This is a genomic window from Alteromonas sp. R7 (assembly GCF_055755235.1).
Genome location: NZ_JBVTQX010000007.1, coordinates 165908 through 182521, shown reverse-complemented (window position 1 = coordinate 182521; position 16614 = coordinate 165908). Strand labels below are relative to the sequence as shown.

Genomic DNA, 16614 nt, shown 5'->3' with positions numbered 1-16614 from the left:
TTTTTGAATAGGGATATCGGTAATGACCACCGTTGTTTTTTCTCACGGCAAAGAAAGCGGTCCATGGGGCAGTAAAATAACAACGCTTTCAAATGTAGCGAGCGATATGGGTTTTGGCGTCGAGAGTATTGATTATCAAGATCTCGACTGCCCGGAAGCTCGCCTAGCGCGGCTTAAAGAGTTTATTGCTGAAAAGTGCAATGATGTTGTTCTGGTTGGCTCAAGCATGGGTGGCTATGTATCACTTGCCGCAGCAAGCCAAATCTCGGCACGAGGGGTATTCCTTATGGCTCCTGCACTGTATTTGCCAAACTACGAAATTCAACGGTTCCCCTACGACGGCTATGTGAGCTTAGTGCACGGCTGGAATGACGATATCGTGCCTATCGAAAATAGCTTAAAGTACGCGCGCCATCAAAAAGCTCAGCTCTTATTACTTAATGACGGCCATCGCCTAGCGAATAGCAAATCTGTTATTTCTCCGTTTTTCAGAAATTGGTTGGAAAAATTTCGATACTAATGATGAATCGGTAAGCCTACGACCAATCGCTTATAGTTCACGCTTACGCAAATGCGGGAAAGCGCCTGTTTTTATGGCATGATGAGTTATTGCTTAAAACAGGGCAGATGGAAATGACATTTAGTTTACCTCAAGCGCCACAATGGTCGTCGCTGATAAAGTCTGGTTGCCGTGTCTTTGTTGGCGGAAATGCCTCGGTGCCGCATGCACTAGTGCAGCATCTCATTGATAACAGCGAAGGGTTTAGCGACATCGAGCTGGTTCATATGCTGGCTTTAGGCGACACCCGATGGGTGAAAGAAGAGTATAAAAACCTCTTTAAAGCGAATACATTCTTCATTGGTGGCGAAGCCATGCGTAAGGCGGTCGATGAGGGCCGTGCTGACTATACCCCCGTTTTCCTGTCTGAAATATCAAGCTTATTCAGCGACGGTACGCTGGCACTGGATGCTGCGCTGGTTAACGTAAGCCCACCCGATGAATTCGGCTATTGCTCACTAGGTCCTGCAGTGGATATTGCTATGTCAGCAATCAGACAAAGCAAAAAGGTCATTGCTCAAATTAATCCTCAGGTGCCAAGAACCGCCGGGCACTCTTATATTCATATCAGCGAAATAACGGCCTGCATTGAAGCCGAAGAGCCGCTTGTTGAAGTAACGCCGCCGCCTATCGATTCGGTGGCAGAGCGAATTGGTCAGTATGTATCTATGCTGGTGGACGACGGTGCTACGTTGCAATTTGGTATTGGGAAAATACCGAGTGCCACCCTTAAATATCTGTGTAACCATAAAGACCTAGGCATTCACAGCGAAATGCTCACCGACAGTATTATTGAACTGTTGGAGTCGGGCGCTATCACCAACAAGAAGAAGACTTTCCACCCCGGTAAAATTGTTACTAGCTTTGCTATTGGTACTCGCCAGCTTTACGATTTAATCGACAGCAACCCTCACATCGAGTTTTATCCAAGTAGCTACGTAAACAAACCCACCAATATTGCCAAGAACGATAATATGGTTGCCATTAACAGTGCGCTTGAAGTGGATTTAACCGGTCAGGTCGTCGCCGATTCATTGGGCTACGACTTTTACAGTGGCATAGGCGGGCAAGTTGATTTCGTAACGGGCGCGTCTATCAGTAAAGGTGGGAAAGCGATTATAGCGCTGCCTTCTACTGCCAAGAATGAAACCATTTCCCGTATCACACCCCGTATAAGTGAAGGGGCGGGTGTTGTTACTTCGCGAGGGAATGTTCAGTACGTGGTGACCGAATACGGCATAGCATCGCTTAAAGGCAAAAGCATTCGAGAGCGTGCATTGGAACTTATTCGTGTGGCACACCCCAAATTCCGTGCAGCGCTCTTAGAAGAAGTAAGACAGCATTATTGGGTACCTCATTATCAGGAAAAGTACCCAACCGATATTCCAGAACTGGGTGCTATTCAGCTTAAAAAACTGAATATTCAGGGGGAAACCTATTACATGCGCCCGCTGAACCCCGCCGATGAAAGGCGTTTGCAGGAATTCTTTTACTCCCATACGAAAGAAACACTAAGGCTGCGTTACAACTACGACCCGAAGCAAATGTCGCGCGAAAAGTCGTGTAATTTAGTGTCGGTGGATCAAAGCTCAGATGCGGCGTTATGTATTGTAAGGCAAGAAGGCTCCCGTATTACCATTCACGCAGTAGGGCGTTTTTACTTCAATCCAAATGACAATACCTGTGAAGCAGCGTTTGTTACCCGTGAAACCCAGCAAGGGAAGGGGATGGCAAGCAGGCTGCTAAACGAATTGATCAACGTTGCGAAAAAACGAGGCATTGCAAAGATGATGGCCTACGTGCGTGGCGACAACAGCCCGATGATTGCCATTTTCGAGCAAGCGCAATTTAAACGGAAGTTCACTGGCGACCCCAGTGACATAGAGTTAGTACTAGATGTGGCATCACTCGCATGACAATTAAAATTTTTCGCGGAAAACACGGCACTAAACACGACTTAGGGAAAGATCATCCCGAGTCACCGGATCGCCTGTTCGCCATAGACGACCAATTACTGTCTTCTGGACTCGATATGGTGTGTGAGCACGCTGATGCTACGCCTATTGCTGAAGCTTATCTTAAGCTAGCCCACGACCCTTACTATGTGAAAAGTGTGTTTGAGCATGCGGCTCAGTCCATATTTAGCGACCACGAAAAAACGCTCTATTCCGAACGCAAGGATAACGTGGCATGGTTAGACGAAGATACCGGCTTGATGCGACACAGCTTAAATGCAGCACTTGAGTCGGCTGGTGCGGGATGTAATGCGGTGGATTGGGTTATGGAAGGCAGTGACAGGCAGGCGTTCTGCGCGACAAGGCCGCCAGGTCACCACGCTACATACGACAGCGCCATGGGCTTCTGTATTTTTAATAACATTGTTATAGCTGCGCGCTATGCCCTTCAAAACTATGAACTAAAGCGCGTTGCCATAATCGATTTTGATGTTCACCACGGAAACGGTACCGAGCAAATTGTTGCTGGCGATCAACGCATCATGCTTTGCAGCAGTTTCCAGCATCCTTTTTATCCACACAGTGGTTCACCGGTGTCGGCAAGTAATATTCTTTCTGTGCCGCTAGAAGCAGGCTCTACAGGTGAAGTATTTAGAGAAAAAGTGCAGCACTGGTTTAACGCATTGCGCAACTTTCAACCTGAGCTGATTTTTATCTCAGCGGGTTTTGATGCCCACGCAGAAGATCCTATGGCGCATTTGCGACTGGTGGAAGACGATTATTTCTGGATAAGCCAACAACTTCGCGCAGTGGCTGACGAGTGTTGCCATGGTCGCATAGTCAGCATGTTAGAAGGTGGCTACGATTTAAGTGCACTAGGCCGCAGTGTGGTGTCGCACCTTAAAGGTATGAGCCGCCCTATTGAAGAAACTCAATAGGGTCTCATAGCAAGTGAATTATCGTGTTGTTAATTCAACGGGTAAACACGGTAATAGATACCAGCTCAACACCGGTGCATCAGCCTTCATTTAACTTAGGCTATCCACCGTGTAAGCATGTAAAGGCCAGCACCTAACATGGCAAGGTTTTCGGTAAGCGAGATAAACCCAAGAGGAAGGTCTGAATTACCGCCCACACAGGCGCACTTAAGTTCACGTTTATCGATGTATACCGCTTTAATAACTGAAACTGCACCTATTGCACCGATAAAAATAGAAACGGGGGAAACTAATAGTGCGGGAAGCCCCGCTAGCATACCAAGCCCAGCAAACGCTTCTGCGAAAGGGTACACATACGCGTACCTTACGTGCTTCATTGCAAGTAAGTCATAGGTAATGAATTGATTTGAGAACGCTACAATGTCCTGTAGTTTTTGTAATGCGAGGATCACCATGGTGACGCCAATGAAATTCATTATGAAAGGTTCAAGACCTGTCGGGAGTCCACCTTTTAGCATGAGCGCAAATACTACAAGGGCGGCTAAAGAAAAAATCACAATGATAGGTGTGTAGCGCGAACCGAACTCACTTTCTTGCTTCAAATTGAAATAATCTCGTAAGTCATCATAGCCACCAATTCGCTTATCATCGATAAACGTTTGCGGCGTGGTTTTCACATTGTGCTTCTCTTTAAAAGCGTCAGTTTCACTTCGGTTGGACAAGTGATGGTCTTCAACATCGTAGCCCTTTCTTTCTAGCAAATCTTTCGACTTAAGTCCGAAGGGACAAATGTGATCAGGGGTAACCATGCGATAAAGAACGGCGCGCTTTGACATTGTGGACTCCTTGTAAACCTTTCACGAAGTGGCACCTAGTGCGCAAAATATGCGCGCCTTCTGCCATATTCATAGTGATATCACGATATACAAAGATAAGTTACATAATCCATGCCAAGGGTTTAACAGAAGCATCCAGTTGCATCAGTGTTAATTACCGCACCGTTGTAGGGGAGTTGTGTGGTATAGCTTACAACCTGTTCGACAAGGTTCTTTCCGGTAAAGCATCCGTAGCCCGTTGCGTATGGACCTAAATAGCGAAGCTGATTTTGCATGTCTAAAACTATAAGCGCGGGCACTGCATCAAGCATAGCGGCGAGTTCTGGTACGTCTTCTATATTCACTCTGACTTGATGAAAGTCATTTCCTAGCTTTGTTAATAGCTGAGTTTGGTGAGGTGTAGTTAACGTTTCACAGTAGCAACGAGACTGCGTTCCCACATGAATAACAGAACCAGGGGCAATGTTTTGTTCGTTTAGTAGTTCGACAAGTGAAGCGTCAAAATTAGGCGCTGTTGTGCGGTGAAGTAAATCACCATTTGGGTCGAAGGAAGAAAGCTGGCGCTGACCGTAAACCAACAAGGCGGTGAGTAAACTCACCGCCCATAACAACAAAAGTATCCAGCTTGTTTTTTTATGCATAACCCAAATGCCAACAGCGTGCTTCTAGCGCTTTGGTTAAAGCTTAAATCGCTCGATAGCACTGCGCATGCGTTGAGAGATTTGTGACAACACCTCAACTTCGCCTGCTAGCGATTCAGCGGTAGCCAGTTCCTCAGAAGTGAATTCGCTTAATCGCGCCGTACTTTGCGCTATAGAAGACGATGCGGTTTCTTGCTCCACCGCTGATGTCGCTATTTCGGTCATGCTTTCGCTCGCTTCGCGAATTTGCTGCATGATCTGGGTCATGGCTGAAGTGGCGTTATCGCTCGATACAACGGCTTCATCAACCAGCTGAATGCAGGTTTGCATTTGTTCGACTGAACTGGCGGTTTGGGCAACTAGCTGCTCAGTAATACTTGTGATTTGGTCTGCACTTTCTTTTGAGCGAATAGCCAAAGTGCGTACTTCATCGGCAACAACGGCAAAACCTCTGCCGTGTTCCCCTGCGCGGGCTGACTCGATTGCTGCGTTCAACGCAAGCAAGTTAGTTTGCTCGGCAACGGCGGTGATGGAGCGCATTGCGTCAGAAATATGCGCGCACTGCTCGTTAAGCGCCGAGTTTGTCTGCGCTGCCGCATTTAATGTGTTGCGCAGCGAATCTATGGTGCGGCTTGTGTTGGAAATAGAGTCGCGCGTAGTCTGCGAAGAACTTTGTGCCGCAGAGGCTTTGTCGCTGGCAAGGGTTGTTTGTTCGGTAGACAGCTGCATCGTTTGTGCGATTTCTTCTGACGATGCCGATACCATGGCAATCTCTTGGTCAGTGTTTCTGCTGATTTCAAACATGTTGTTTGCCGCCAGCTCCATCTTGTCACAGCCTCTAACAACTTCGTCTGTTAAATTTGAAGCAAGCTCAATTAATGCTTTTACTTGGTCGATGAGCTCTGCGAAAGGTCTCACAATCTTGTGGCCTCGGTTAAGTTCAATAGATAAATCGAGTCTACCGTCACCCTTTTGCATGGTCTCAATAGCTAAGCGCAGTTCAGCCGCACCGGCACCTTCTTGATGACTTTGTTTAGCCATGTACATCAAAACACCGCCCTCAGAAAGCGCGAATACGGCGTGCATCAGCAAGATAGGAAAGGTTACGTGACCTTCTTCAAAAATAAATAACGGCGCGCCGCCCGCTTGTAAAAAGAAGAACGAAATATGATGGACAGCAACGACTGCGGTGCCGGTTGCCACCACTTTCCAGTCTCTAAAGTAGGAAAGAAATGCTAGAAGAACAAAGATTTCAAAGTGGACTTCAATTAACCCGAATGACTGGTGGATGTGGAGGGCTGTTAGCAGTTGAACACCGATAGCCATCGCATGGCGACTTATCGCTGAATAGGGATTTTGCAAACTAAGTACAAGTGGTACGGCAGCAATTGGAATACCAAGAACAAATGCAGGAAGAATCTCGCCAGTATAAAAACCGGTGCCAATCGCAATTAGCAGTTGGATAACAATTACAACGCGAAAAATCTTGTGACCTTCTAGGAGCCAAGGATACTGCATGCCAATCTCCGACAAGTATTTGGGATTAAGTGTAGGTTAAAAATAAGGGGTGTGCTAACTTCGCCACAGTTTACGTAAGTCACGGTTTTTACGCCATTTAACTTTTGTATAGAAGTTACTGTTATTAAAAAAGTTTAATCTTCGAATGCCTAAATAAGCTAAAGGACACAATCATGCCTGCTATCGCCTTTCTTTCTACTGACCACCTTGAAGACTTCTTTGTGTACGACGAGCTTTTGATCCCGTTTTTCAATGATAACGGTTGGTCTGTAGAAACCATATCTTGGCATAGTCAGTCAGAGAACTGGGATAGGTTTGACTACGTGATTGTGCGCAGTACGTGGGATTATCAGCAGCATGCAGAGGCCTTTCTGGCTTGTTTGACTCAAATTGATGCGTCGAGCGCAACCTTGCTCAATCCATTGCCTCTTATGCAGTGGAATATTGAAAAGCACTACTTAAAAGACCTACAGGACAAGGGCGTGCCTATTGTAAGGACACGGTGGAGTAATGCATTTAATAACAGTGTTATTGATGAGGCCTTTTCCCATTTCAATTGCGACACTGTGGTGGTTAAACCTACGCTTAGCGCTAATGCTGATGATACGTTTAAGCTCTCGGTCTCAAATTGGCATGAACAGCAACAGGCGCTTTCTGATACGTTTAATCAACGTGATTTCATGATTCAACCTTTCTTAAATAGCGTGGTTGAAGAAGGGGAGTACTCGCTTTTCTATTTTGGAGGGAAGTACAGCCATGCCATTAAAAAGGTGCCGCAGAAAGGCGATTTTCGCGTACAAGAAGAGCACGGGGGGAGCTTACATCCCGTAGCCGTAGATGAAGAACAACTTGATATTGCCCAGAAAGCATTATCAGCAATGCCTTGCGAAGCACTTTATGCACGGGTTGATTTAGTCAGGCAGGGCAGTGGCTGGGCGATAATGGAACTTGAACTTATTGAGCCCTCTCTTTACTTCAATTTAGATGAACAGTCTCCCCAGCGCTTTGTCGACGCATTGATAAGCTTTCATTTGAATAGGGCCTAAGCGTTGAATAAATGAAAAGTGAAGCCAGCAAATTATAGGTTTGCTGGCTTACTGATAGGAAACTAACGCTCTAATTTAGTGCTAACGCAGCGTCTTCTCAGTTCGTCCCTGCTTTATCGTCCTGTTTCTGCTTGATTCAGAATTCTTAACTTGAGCACGGCTAACTGAAGAAGTACTCGCCCGCTCAATTCGTCTTGGCTTACTGCTCTCTCGAGCCACCGGCTTGTTTTGCGGACTCGTTCTTTCAAATCGCTCTCGATTTATGTTTTGTTTAGCTGGGCGTTTTAGCGTGTTTTCTCTATTAGCATATCGCTTCGACTCTGACGGCGTTGATATCCGAGCGGGTTTGTCCCGCTTTAACTGGCTTAGCGTCCGGTCTCTAGTCGGCTTCTCGCTTCTGCTCGCCGCTTGATTGCGTTTTAGCGCGTGCTCAATGGATTGTTTGCGGCTTACCGAGTCTTGCTTGTTCTGAAAACGACTTTCTCTTAGTGGCGTTACCTTTTTTGGTTCAATAGTGCGTCTTACTGCCTTGATATTTTCCGTGCGCGCAATGGGTCTTACGGTATTTTTGTCATTGTGGCGTTTCGATGTGTTTAACGTGCTAGCGTGTTTATTCGACAAGTGCTTTGCCCGCGACACACCCGCATGTTCATATCGCGAAGGCGCATTGTGAACTACTCGAGTAGAGTAACGCGCACGACGATGCACCGTGTTGTGTTCCCAGCGACGATAGTCTCGGCTTATTACGCGTTTTCTTGGGCTACCGTGATAATACCGGCGTACAGGCTCGCGGTGAATAACCACATGGCGGTTATGCCAATGCACGCTACCAAAGAAAAAGAACGTAGAAAGATGGATGCTTGGAGACCAATAGACATTGCTATGATGATGATAGCTTACGTGATGACGCCAGCGAACTGGTGAAGTTGTGTGCCACCAGTGACCGTACACAACATGTGGGTCGTAATAAGGCACATACACCACTTCCCGCTGACGGGGCTCAATGTAAATTATTTCGCGAGTAGGCTCACGTTCCCGTTCAACTTCAATGTAGTCATTGGTCACCAGATTGCCAGTGTTGAGGGCGTGTTGTCGAAGCACCTGCACGCGGTCTAGCACACGGCTTTGATCAATTAATACGTTATCACCAAGTTGCTGTAACCACTGAAGATCATTCGCCATGGTGCTGAGTAAGTCGGTGAACGGAGCAAGTGCTTTTACGCTGGGATCCCAGTTAACACTCGCCAGCACATTTTCGACCTGTTCCGGGGTTAAATGCTTGTTGCTTTGGCGCCAGCGGTCGGCTGCAACTACATCAAGCGGGTAGGTAGCCGCAATCAGTATGTGAGTAAGCAGGGTATCAGGATAAAGCGCAATGGGCGCAAGTACACTGTCTAATTCAGCGTCAGAATATTGCTGCGTTGACGCAGAAACATGTGCAAGGTTGGCGTTCGACTGGGCGATGACAGGTAGCGCTGAAACACTAGACAGTGCGACAATCACAGATAAGGTTATGTTTTTCATACATTCTCCTTAGCGCATGAGCAACGGCTTTTCGCGCGCTAAATGGTAAGTCTGTATACGTTATAACCAGTCTATGATTAACCCAAGCTGAATAGAAAACGCCCACATTGGTGTGGGCGTTTTTAAATAACTTGTCTATTTGAAAACGTGGGGGTCGAAAGCGTGCCCAAGCTTTTCTGTTTTCGTCTTTAAGTAATGCTTGTTGTCTTTGGTGATACCGTGGTCAATAGGCTTACGTGCAACCACGTCTATACCAAGCGCTTTTAGTGCTGCCAACTTTTTCGGATTGTTTGTCATAAGCTCAACATGCTTCACATTCAGCGTATCTAGCATCAGCTTGCAGATATCGTAACTTCTTAAATCGGCGTCAAATCCAAGATGTTCGTTAGCTTCTACCGTGTCCATACCGCTATCTTGAAGGTTGTAGGCGCGAATTTTATTTAAAAGACCAATACCGCGACCTTCTTGGCGAAGGTATAAAAGCACACCGTGACCATTATCGACGATATTTTGCATGGCTTTTTCTAATTGAAAGCCACAGTCACAACGAGTGCTAAATAAAGAATCGCCTGTTAAGCATTCTGAATGGATACGAATTGGCACTACGTCGTCTTCTTTCCACTCTCCATAAGAAAGGGCAACGTGTTCTTGGCCGCTGGCTTCAACAAAGCCGTGTATTTTAAAATCACCCATGCGAGTGGGTAATTTTGCGGTACTGACATATTCGTATTTAGGCTGTTTGCTACTCATGTTACTTCTACACTTTGGACAGTAGGCAATAAGTGGGGATGACTTCTTTTTTTGCAAGTCTACCATTTTATTATACGCGAGTTGACGCTAGTGCTATCACTTTTTTCGTAAGACGTATATTAAGTGCAGTTATTAAAGTGGCGTAAACTCTCGCAGCGGGGCAGGCTTTGCAACGCTATAGCCTTGGGCAAAATCAACGCCCATTTTGCCAAGTTGTGCCATGGTGCCTTCATTTTCAACGAATTCCCCAACGGTTTGCATACCCATGGCTTTCGCTACATCATTGATTGACGCAACCATAGCCGTATCTACACTGTCGTTCAGCATATCCTTGATAAACATACCGTCAATCTTTACCTGATTAACCGGCAAGCTCTTAAGGTAACTGTACGAAGAGAAGCCGCTACCGAAGTCGTCTAGGGCAAACGAACACCCAAGGCGATTAAAAGTGCGCATAAAGGCAAGGGTGTCCTCCATTTTTATTATCGCTACCGACTCGATCACCTCGAAACAGATCTTGTTGTAAGGAATATTAAAGGTTTCGAAAGCGTTTAAAATGAATAGCGTAAAATCTCTGTCTGCTAATGAATGGCAGTTAAGGTTTATACTGCATCGCCTTAACTCAGCGAGATGTTCAGGGTTTTCAGACAGCCATTTGAACGTATTTGTGACTACCCATTTGTCGACATTTACATTCATTTCAAAGCGCTCTGCCGTGGGTAAAAAATTAGCGGGCTCAACAATTTTTCCGTCTTTTTCCCTTAGGCGCAGTAGCACTTCATAATAGTGCCCATCGCTGGCTTTGCTCAAAGGTCTTAATGACTGGTAATAAAGTTCAAAGCGCCCTTCTTCCAAGGCGTTGTTTATAGAAGAGACCCAGTCCAGCTCACGCTGATAGCGCTGCATGCTCTCATTATCTTTATTATATCTATGCACCTGATTTCTGCCTTGCTCTTTGGCAAAATAACAGGCGGCGTCAGCCATACTTAAATACTGCCCTGAGCTAACGTTACTATCGTCGCACACAACCATGCCAATACTTACGCCTAGGTTGAATATTCGGTTATCCCACATGAACCGATAGGCCTGTACTGCATTGAGAATTTTCACTGCATTGAGATAAACCGCATCAGCATCTAAATCTGAATAGATAACGCCAAACTCATCACCCCCGAGTCTTGCTAGCTGCGCGTTGGGTAGCAGCGTATTTTCAATCAGGCGGGCGACGTCTTTTATGAGTACATCTCCCGCTTTGTGACCGCAGGTGTCGTTAACGACTTTAAATCGGTCTAAATCTAAAAAGAGTAGGCACACAGGTAACGCGCTGTGGTTATGTACTTTTTCCTTGAAGACAGATTCAAATTGCCGTCTGTTGTATACGCCGGTTAGTGAGTCGTGAGTGGCCAAATACTGAAGGCTTAAATCGGATTGCTTTTTTTCCGTGATATCAATAATTGAGCCGTACAGGTAAGTTCCTTCATCGTTCTCGCGGATCTGGCAAGACAATGAAAACCAGAACTCTGTGCCGTCCCGACGTTTTCCCCGTATCTCTTTTCTGGTGACGTGGCCTTGCTGTGATATCTCACCTAACAATACATGTCTGTCTTCTGGTGATGCGTAAAAGGCTTTTGTGCTTGCCCCCTCGCTAAGCATTTCTTCCTCATTCTCATACCCAAACACCGTGCACATCGCAGGGTTAACTGAAATAAGCTTACCGTCCCAGGTTGATGTGTAGTGTCCTTCAGCGGAGTTTCGGAACAAGTCATAAAAGTGATTTAAGCTAGAAATTGTTTCAGCTTGAGAGGAGAGCTTATGTTGATTGAGTACCTGCTCTTTTGTGATGACCGCAAATCCAAAACACAGGAAACCCAAGGTTAAGAAAAACAGCATTCCCATCGCGACATCGACAGTATAAATAAGGTCGCTGAAAAGGTTTTGGGTCACCAAAGCGTAAAACGCAAAGAAAGATAGCCAGGCCAGAATATAAGTGGTGCTGACAACACTACTGCCTTTGTCTTTAAAGATAAGAGCAAGGGTAACGTGATACAAACCCATCGCCGCAGTGAGTATAAGCAGCGTGATTGTGACCATATAAGCATTTACGGTAAAACAGTAAATGGTAGCAGCAATAGGTAGGGCATAATTTAGCAGTCTTAAAACAAAAGGCACACGAGAGAACAGGTGATGAGTCACTTTTCCAATACACAGTAGTAATACGCCGAAGCATACGGCGTAAAAATGCTCGCTGGCGTTAGTCAGGCTAGGCCAAAACGCGAGGCCACCCTCTGTAATGAACAATAATGCAATAAGCACCAATGACGACATGGTTAGCCAGAAGCGGGTAGGGATACGCTGATATAAGTAGGAAAAAAGAAAATAGAAAGCAATGAGTGCCATCACACCCGACACAGCACCAAGCAAAGTCAGCATATTAGTGTCGTGTTGAGCAAGCAGGTCTCGCTCCCATAGTGACATTGGAAAGTACTTTAGCCCCTCGTCTTTCACTGCGATTAGTAACCGAGCGTCTTGGTATGGTTGAAGGGTGAAAGCAAGCCTGATATTTGGAAGCGGTTGTCTTAACGAATAGTCACCTTTACCGGCTTGATAACGGTACGATTTTATAATTCGCTGGCTGCTGTCTAGAAGATAAATCTGCAAATCGTCAACGTTTAGACGGTCGATATTAAGCACTAAGGGAATGGCACTATAGCCAGAGTGGACAAGCTCTGTTGAATACCACACACGTTCTGTTGAAGAAGCCGTTGCTGTTGGTGTTTTTGTGAAGCTTCCCGTCAATACATCAAAATAGGTTGCGCTATTAGGTGCAATTGATACCCGAGCATAATGGTTGATGATTTCCCTTTCGAAAGACTCATCGATAACAAGCCGCGGGCTAGCAAGGGCGTTTATGCTTAGAACCACCCAACTAATGAGCAAAGCTGCAACGTACTTTGTTAGCTGGGAGATTGGCACTAGCATGATCCTTGAAGCGCTAATTATGTGTTTTCTATAGAATAATACTAGTCTGTCCTAAAAGCCAAACAGAAAGAAAAAGGCACGGTAATACTTACGTGTTTTGAAGATACTGGTAGATCGCATTCGGTGATTGTTGAGTGCCTACCGGTTCCAGCCAAATCGCCTCGCAAAGCCACTCAATGCAAAGTATGCATTGAAAATTTGTATTGCTGGATTGGGTGGTAACAAGCGCCTGAAAGCGATCGGCTCCCCAATCTGCGTCGGATAGTGAAAAGTGAAAAAGTTCACAAAACTGCTCTGCCCACTGCTGAGTTTTAAGAGGCGTTAAAGGTAATGCAACGCGGATTTCTACGCTTTGTTCGTTAACCACGGCGTGCTGTTGAATGTCTTCTTTGGTGAGATTTTGCATAGAACTTATCAATTCGCTGGTTATTGTAAACCTGCTTGCTTTATAAAGTGTATATAGTACAACACAAAAACAATAGCGTTAATCTAAGCGTATTAAGGACGGGGTATGCTAACACTTCACCATTTAAATAACTCTCGCTCGCAGCGAATTTTGTGGCTTCTTGAAGAGCTAGGCGTAGAGTACAAAATAGAATTCTATCAACGAGACAGTAAAACAAACCTAGCGCCGGATTCATTGCGCGCTGTTCATCCGCTGGGACGCTCTCCGGTGCTTACTACGCCGCACGGTGCTATTGCCGAGTCTGGTGCTATTGTGGAATACCTTGTTCGCCATCACGCTACAGACGCATTTTCTGTACCTCAAGACCCAGAGGCACTTCAACAGTATTGGTTTTGGCTGCATTTCGCTGAAGGTTCGCTAATGCCGCCACTAGTGGCAAACTTAGTACTGGAGAAAGCGCGTCAAAAAGGTTCGAAGCCTTTCTTTATTAAGCCAATTACTAACAAACTGATAGACGGTATTTTAAATGCCTATTATGGCCCTAATTTAGCGCAGAGCTTACGCTATGTGGAATCTTACTTATCGAAAAATACTTGGTTTGCGGGTGACGCACCCAGCGGCGCTGATGTTCAAATGATATTTCCGTTAGAGTCGTTGGTAGCCAGCGGGCGTGCGAAGGACTTTACTGCCATTCAAGGTTACGTAAAACGAGTTCATGCCAGAGAAGCCTACAAAGCTGCGCTTGAGAAAGGGGGAGAATACGCTTACGCCTAGTGTGTTTATCTCTACTGCGTGCACTTTTACTTTGTGCAAACCCTGCGGCCAGCTGGAAAACAGAATCTAGTTGGCCTGCAAGCCCTCAGTGCTCTCGATTTATGTAATCATCAATAAGCTGGATAAAAGCCTCACCATAGCGCTCGAGTTTGGTTTGGCCTACGCCACTTACATCAAGCAAGGTGTTGCGCGTAGTGGGGAGTTTACACGCCATATCCACTAAGGTGGCGTCACTAAATACCACATACGGCGGCACTTCATTTTCTTCGGCCAACACTTTGCGTAGGTGCTTAAGACGGGTGAACAACGTTCTATCGTAATTGGCAGGCGCTTGTTTTGCTTTTTTCTTGTCGGGCTTAAATTCAAGTCGCGGAACGGCAAGCTGAACCGCTACTTCACCTTTTAGCACAGGCCGAGCGGCCTCGGTTAAGCGCAATGCGGCATGGGCGGTAATATCAACGCGTATAAGGCCTTTATGAACAAGCTGGTTGATAATGTTGTGCCAGTAGCTATCCGATTTATCTTTACCTATGCCGTACGTGGAAAGCTGGTGGTGACCTGCTTCCTGAAGGCGCCTAAGCTGCTTGCCTCGCAAGACATCAATGACATACTGGCTAGAGGCTTGCTGTGAGAGCCGAAGTACACACGACAGTACTTTTTGTGCAATCACCAAACCGTCGATCATCTTAGGTGGGTCTAGGCAAATGTCGCAGTTGCTACAGGCGCTGTCACTGAACTGCGAAAAGTAATTCAGGAGTACTTGTCTACGACAGGTTTGCGCTTCTGAAAAAGCTTCCATAGCCGCAAATTTTTGTAACTCTATTTGGTTGCGCTCGGCTATTTCCCCTTGCTCTATCCACTGTTTTACGCGGGCTGCATCTTTTTCATCAAACAACAATAAAGCTTCTGACTCCAAGCCGTCTCGCCCCGCTCGGCCGGTCTCTTGATAATAGCTTTCAACACTGCGCGGAACGTCGTGGTGAACCACATAACGCACGTTCGATTTGTTGATACCCATGCCAAAGGCAACGGTAGCCACCACAATATCAATTTTATCGTTAAGAAACTGGCGTTGTACCAGCTCTCGCTCGTCGTTATCCATACCCGCGTGATAGGCCGCGCAGCGAAAACCTTGTCTGAATAATTTAGCGTGCAGATCGTCGACTTTCGCGCGACTGTTACAGTAAATAATGCCGCTACCTTCTTGTTGTTTTACGTAAGCAACAACTTGATCAAAGGCTTTATACTTGCTCATTACGCGGTAGCGGATATTAGGTCTGTCGAAGCTGCCTTTATAAACCAGCGGGTCGTTAAGGTTTAGCTGCGTCAGTATGTCTGCTTGGGTCGCTGAATCTGCAGTCGCTGTGAGTCCAATCACAGGAATAGAAGGGAAGCGAGATTTTATTTGCCCCAGAGCGCGATAATCCTGCCTGAAATCGTGCCCCCAATGGGAAACGCAGTGCGCTTCATCAATGGCAAATAAGGCAATGTCGGCGTGCGCAAGCGACTGCTGAAAATAGTACTGCATTAAACGCTCAGGCGACACGTAGAGCAAGTCGAGCTTTCCTGCTTGAAGTGCGTCATTTATGCGTGCTTGTTCGTCTGTTTCTAGCGTTGAATTGAGATAGGCAGCTTTTACGCCCAGCGCTTTAAGCTGTTCTACTTGGTCCTGCATAAGCGATATAAGTGGTGACACAACAATAGCGGTGCCTTGGCGCACTAACGCAGGAATTTGATAGCACAGCGACTTGCCACCACCTGTTGGAAGCAAAACAAGTGCGTCTTTACCTTCACATACTTGGTGAATGACTTCGCCTTGACCGTCGCGAAAAGCATCGTAACCAAATACATCTTTTAAGACGGTTTCTGGTGCTTTTACACGTTGCGTTTCTGGCGCTAATTCTGATGGAGCTATTGCAGTTGTCATGGCGCTGGATTTTACGCGTTTTTGGCGACGTCTTCACGGGGCAATTTAAAAAACTAGACTAAAATTCAGCGATAGTCCTGATCAGAGGGGCAGCAGCTCTTATAATTTATTTTGATTCAACATCATTGGTTGGATGAATTTCCGTCAAACTTACGTTCGGTAGTAATGTTGCTTATAAGCACATTACAAATATCAATTCATCAAGGAAAGCGAGTGGATAACAAAACGACTAATAAAGACGAAGCTAAGGGCAGCGAAACACTAAACCATGAACTAATGATTAAACATGTAATTGCGCTTTTTCGTGATACTATGCCGTTTAACCAGTTGCTGGGCTTGGAATTTGTTACTGAAGGAGAGGGGCTGGATACAAGGATCTCCCTGCACCTTGATTGGCAACCAGCGCTGACCGGCAATCCAATGCAAAAAATCCTACACGGCGGTGTAACAGCGACTATGCTAGACACCATCGGTGGTTTAGTTTCAATTGTAGAAACCATCAAACAAACCGCACGTGAACACCTTGCGGACCTTCAAGTTAGATTGCCCACCATGGGCACAGTCGATATGCGCGTTGACTACTTAAGGCCGGGAAGAGGCGAGCGCTTTGTTGCGACAGCCACGATTATACGCAAGGGCAGTAAATTAGTGGTTTGTAGAATGGAATTGCACAATGAAAAAGGCGATCATATAGCCTTTGGCACGGGTACATATATGCTGGGATAGCAGTGTCTTAATAGGTTTGCATCATCCCACAATGC

Annotated in this window: 14 protein-coding genes; 6 read left to right on the top strand and 8 right to left on the bottom strand. The window is 46.0% G+C overall.

All coding sequences use genetic code 11. From position 1 onward, the window contains the following. Positions 1-22: 22 nt before the first annotated feature. The 3 genes from AC0J2X_RS13110 to AC0J2X_RS13100 all read left to right on the top strand — a co-directional run bounded on the left by AC0J2X_RS13110 (position 23) and on the right by AC0J2X_RS13100 (position 3452). Positions 23-520: an alpha/beta hydrolase gene (locus AC0J2X_RS13110; protein WP_014947828.1), complete on the top strand. Its 498-nt coding sequence runs from the start codon at positions 23-25 to the stop codon at positions 518-520. Positions 521-633: 113 nt separating this feature from the next. Continuing rightward, positions 634-2475, top strand: coding sequence for a bifunctional acetyl-CoA hydrolase/transferase family protein/GNAT family N-acetyltransferase (locus AC0J2X_RS13105; protein ID WP_014947829.1), 1842 nt, complete (start codon positions 634-636; stop codon positions 2473-2475). Continuing rightward, positions 2472-3452: a histone deacetylase family protein gene (locus AC0J2X_RS13100; RefSeq protein WP_014947830.1), complete on the top strand. Its 981-nt coding sequence runs from the start codon at positions 2472-2474 to the stop codon at positions 3450-3452. Before AC0J2X_RS13105 ends, AC0J2X_RS13100 begins: the two co-directional genes overlap by 4 nt. 95 nt (positions 3453-3547) lie before the next feature. Here the strand turns inward: AC0J2X_RS13100 and AC0J2X_RS13095 are convergent, their stop codons facing one another. From AC0J2X_RS13095 to AC0J2X_RS13085, 3 genes are all read right to left on the bottom strand, one after another. After that, entirely contained in the window at positions 3548-4288 is a 741-nt protein-coding gene (locus tag AC0J2X_RS13095; RefSeq protein ID WP_014975335.1) for a MauE/DoxX family redox-associated membrane protein, read from the bottom strand. A gap of 122 nt (positions 4289-4410) precedes the next feature. Beyond that, on the bottom strand, positions 4411-4929 hold the full coding sequence (locus tag AC0J2X_RS13090) for a DUF6436 domain-containing protein (RefSeq protein ID WP_014947832.1): 519 nt from the start codon (positions 4927-4929) through the stop codon (positions 4411-4413). Positions 4930-4965: 36 nt separating this feature from the next. Continuing rightward, positions 4966-6447, bottom strand: coding sequence for a methyl-accepting chemotaxis protein (locus AC0J2X_RS13085; RefSeq protein WP_278345906.1), 1482 nt, complete (start codon positions 6445-6447; stop codon positions 4966-4968). A 173-nt stretch (positions 6448-6620) separates the two neighbouring features. Here AC0J2X_RS13085 and AC0J2X_RS13080 point away from each other — a divergent pair, with 173 nt between their 5' ends. Next, positions 6621-7493 carry an ATP-grasp domain-containing protein gene (locus AC0J2X_RS13080; protein ID WP_278345907.1) on the top strand — a complete coding sequence of 291 codons (873 nt, stop codon included), beginning with the start codon at positions 6621-6623 and terminating at the stop codon, positions 7491-7493. 81 nt (positions 7494-7574) lie between these two features. Here the strand turns inward: AC0J2X_RS13080 and AC0J2X_RS13075 are convergent, their stop codons facing one another. The 4 genes from AC0J2X_RS13075 to AC0J2X_RS13060 all read right to left on the bottom strand — a co-directional run bounded on the left by AC0J2X_RS13075 (position 7575) and on the right by AC0J2X_RS13060 (position 13152). Beyond that, the gene (locus AC0J2X_RS13075; RefSeq protein WP_282764750.1) at positions 7575-9017 is read right to left on the bottom strand and encodes a DUF3300 domain-containing protein; all 1443 of its coding nucleotides are present in this window, start codon (positions 9015-9017) and stop codon (positions 7575-7577) included. Between the two features lie 135 nt (positions 9018-9152). Next, a complete protein-coding gene (gene ribA, locus AC0J2X_RS13070; protein WP_014947836.1) occupies positions 9153-9767 on the bottom strand; it encodes a GTP cyclohydrolase II in 615 nt (204 codons plus the stop codon). A 132-nt stretch (positions 9768-9899) separates the two neighbouring features. Further along, positions 9900-12746 (bottom strand): EAL domain-containing protein, encoded by a 2847-nt coding sequence (locus AC0J2X_RS13065; protein ID WP_472996078.1) that lies wholly within the window; start codon positions 12744-12746, stop codon positions 9900-9902. Between the two features lie 88 nt (positions 12747-12834). Continuing rightward, a complete protein-coding gene (locus AC0J2X_RS13060; protein ID WP_069943523.1) occupies positions 12835-13152 on the bottom strand; it encodes a hypothetical protein in 318 nt (105 codons plus the stop codon). A gap of 105 nt (positions 13153-13257) precedes the next feature. Here AC0J2X_RS13060 and AC0J2X_RS13055 point away from each other — a divergent pair, with 105 nt between their 5' ends. Further along, on the top strand, positions 13258-13926 hold the full coding sequence (locus AC0J2X_RS13055) for a glutathione S-transferase (RefSeq protein WP_014975342.1): 669 nt from the start codon (positions 13258-13260) through the stop codon (positions 13924-13926). Between the two features lie 85 nt (positions 13927-14011). Here the strand turns inward: AC0J2X_RS13055 and recQ are convergent, their stop codons facing one another. Next, a complete protein-coding gene (recQ, locus tag AC0J2X_RS13050) occupies positions 14012-15853 on the bottom strand; it encodes a DNA helicase RecQ (RefSeq protein WP_472996077.1) in 1842 nt (613 codons plus the stop codon). A gap of 213 nt (positions 15854-16066) precedes the next feature. On the opposite strand from recQ, the gene AC0J2X_RS13045 reads away from it, so the two are divergent. Continuing rightward, positions 16067-16579, top strand: coding sequence for a thioesterase family protein (locus AC0J2X_RS13045; RefSeq protein WP_049587099.1), 513 nt, complete (start codon positions 16067-16069; stop codon positions 16577-16579). Positions 16580-16614: the final 35 nt, after the last annotated feature.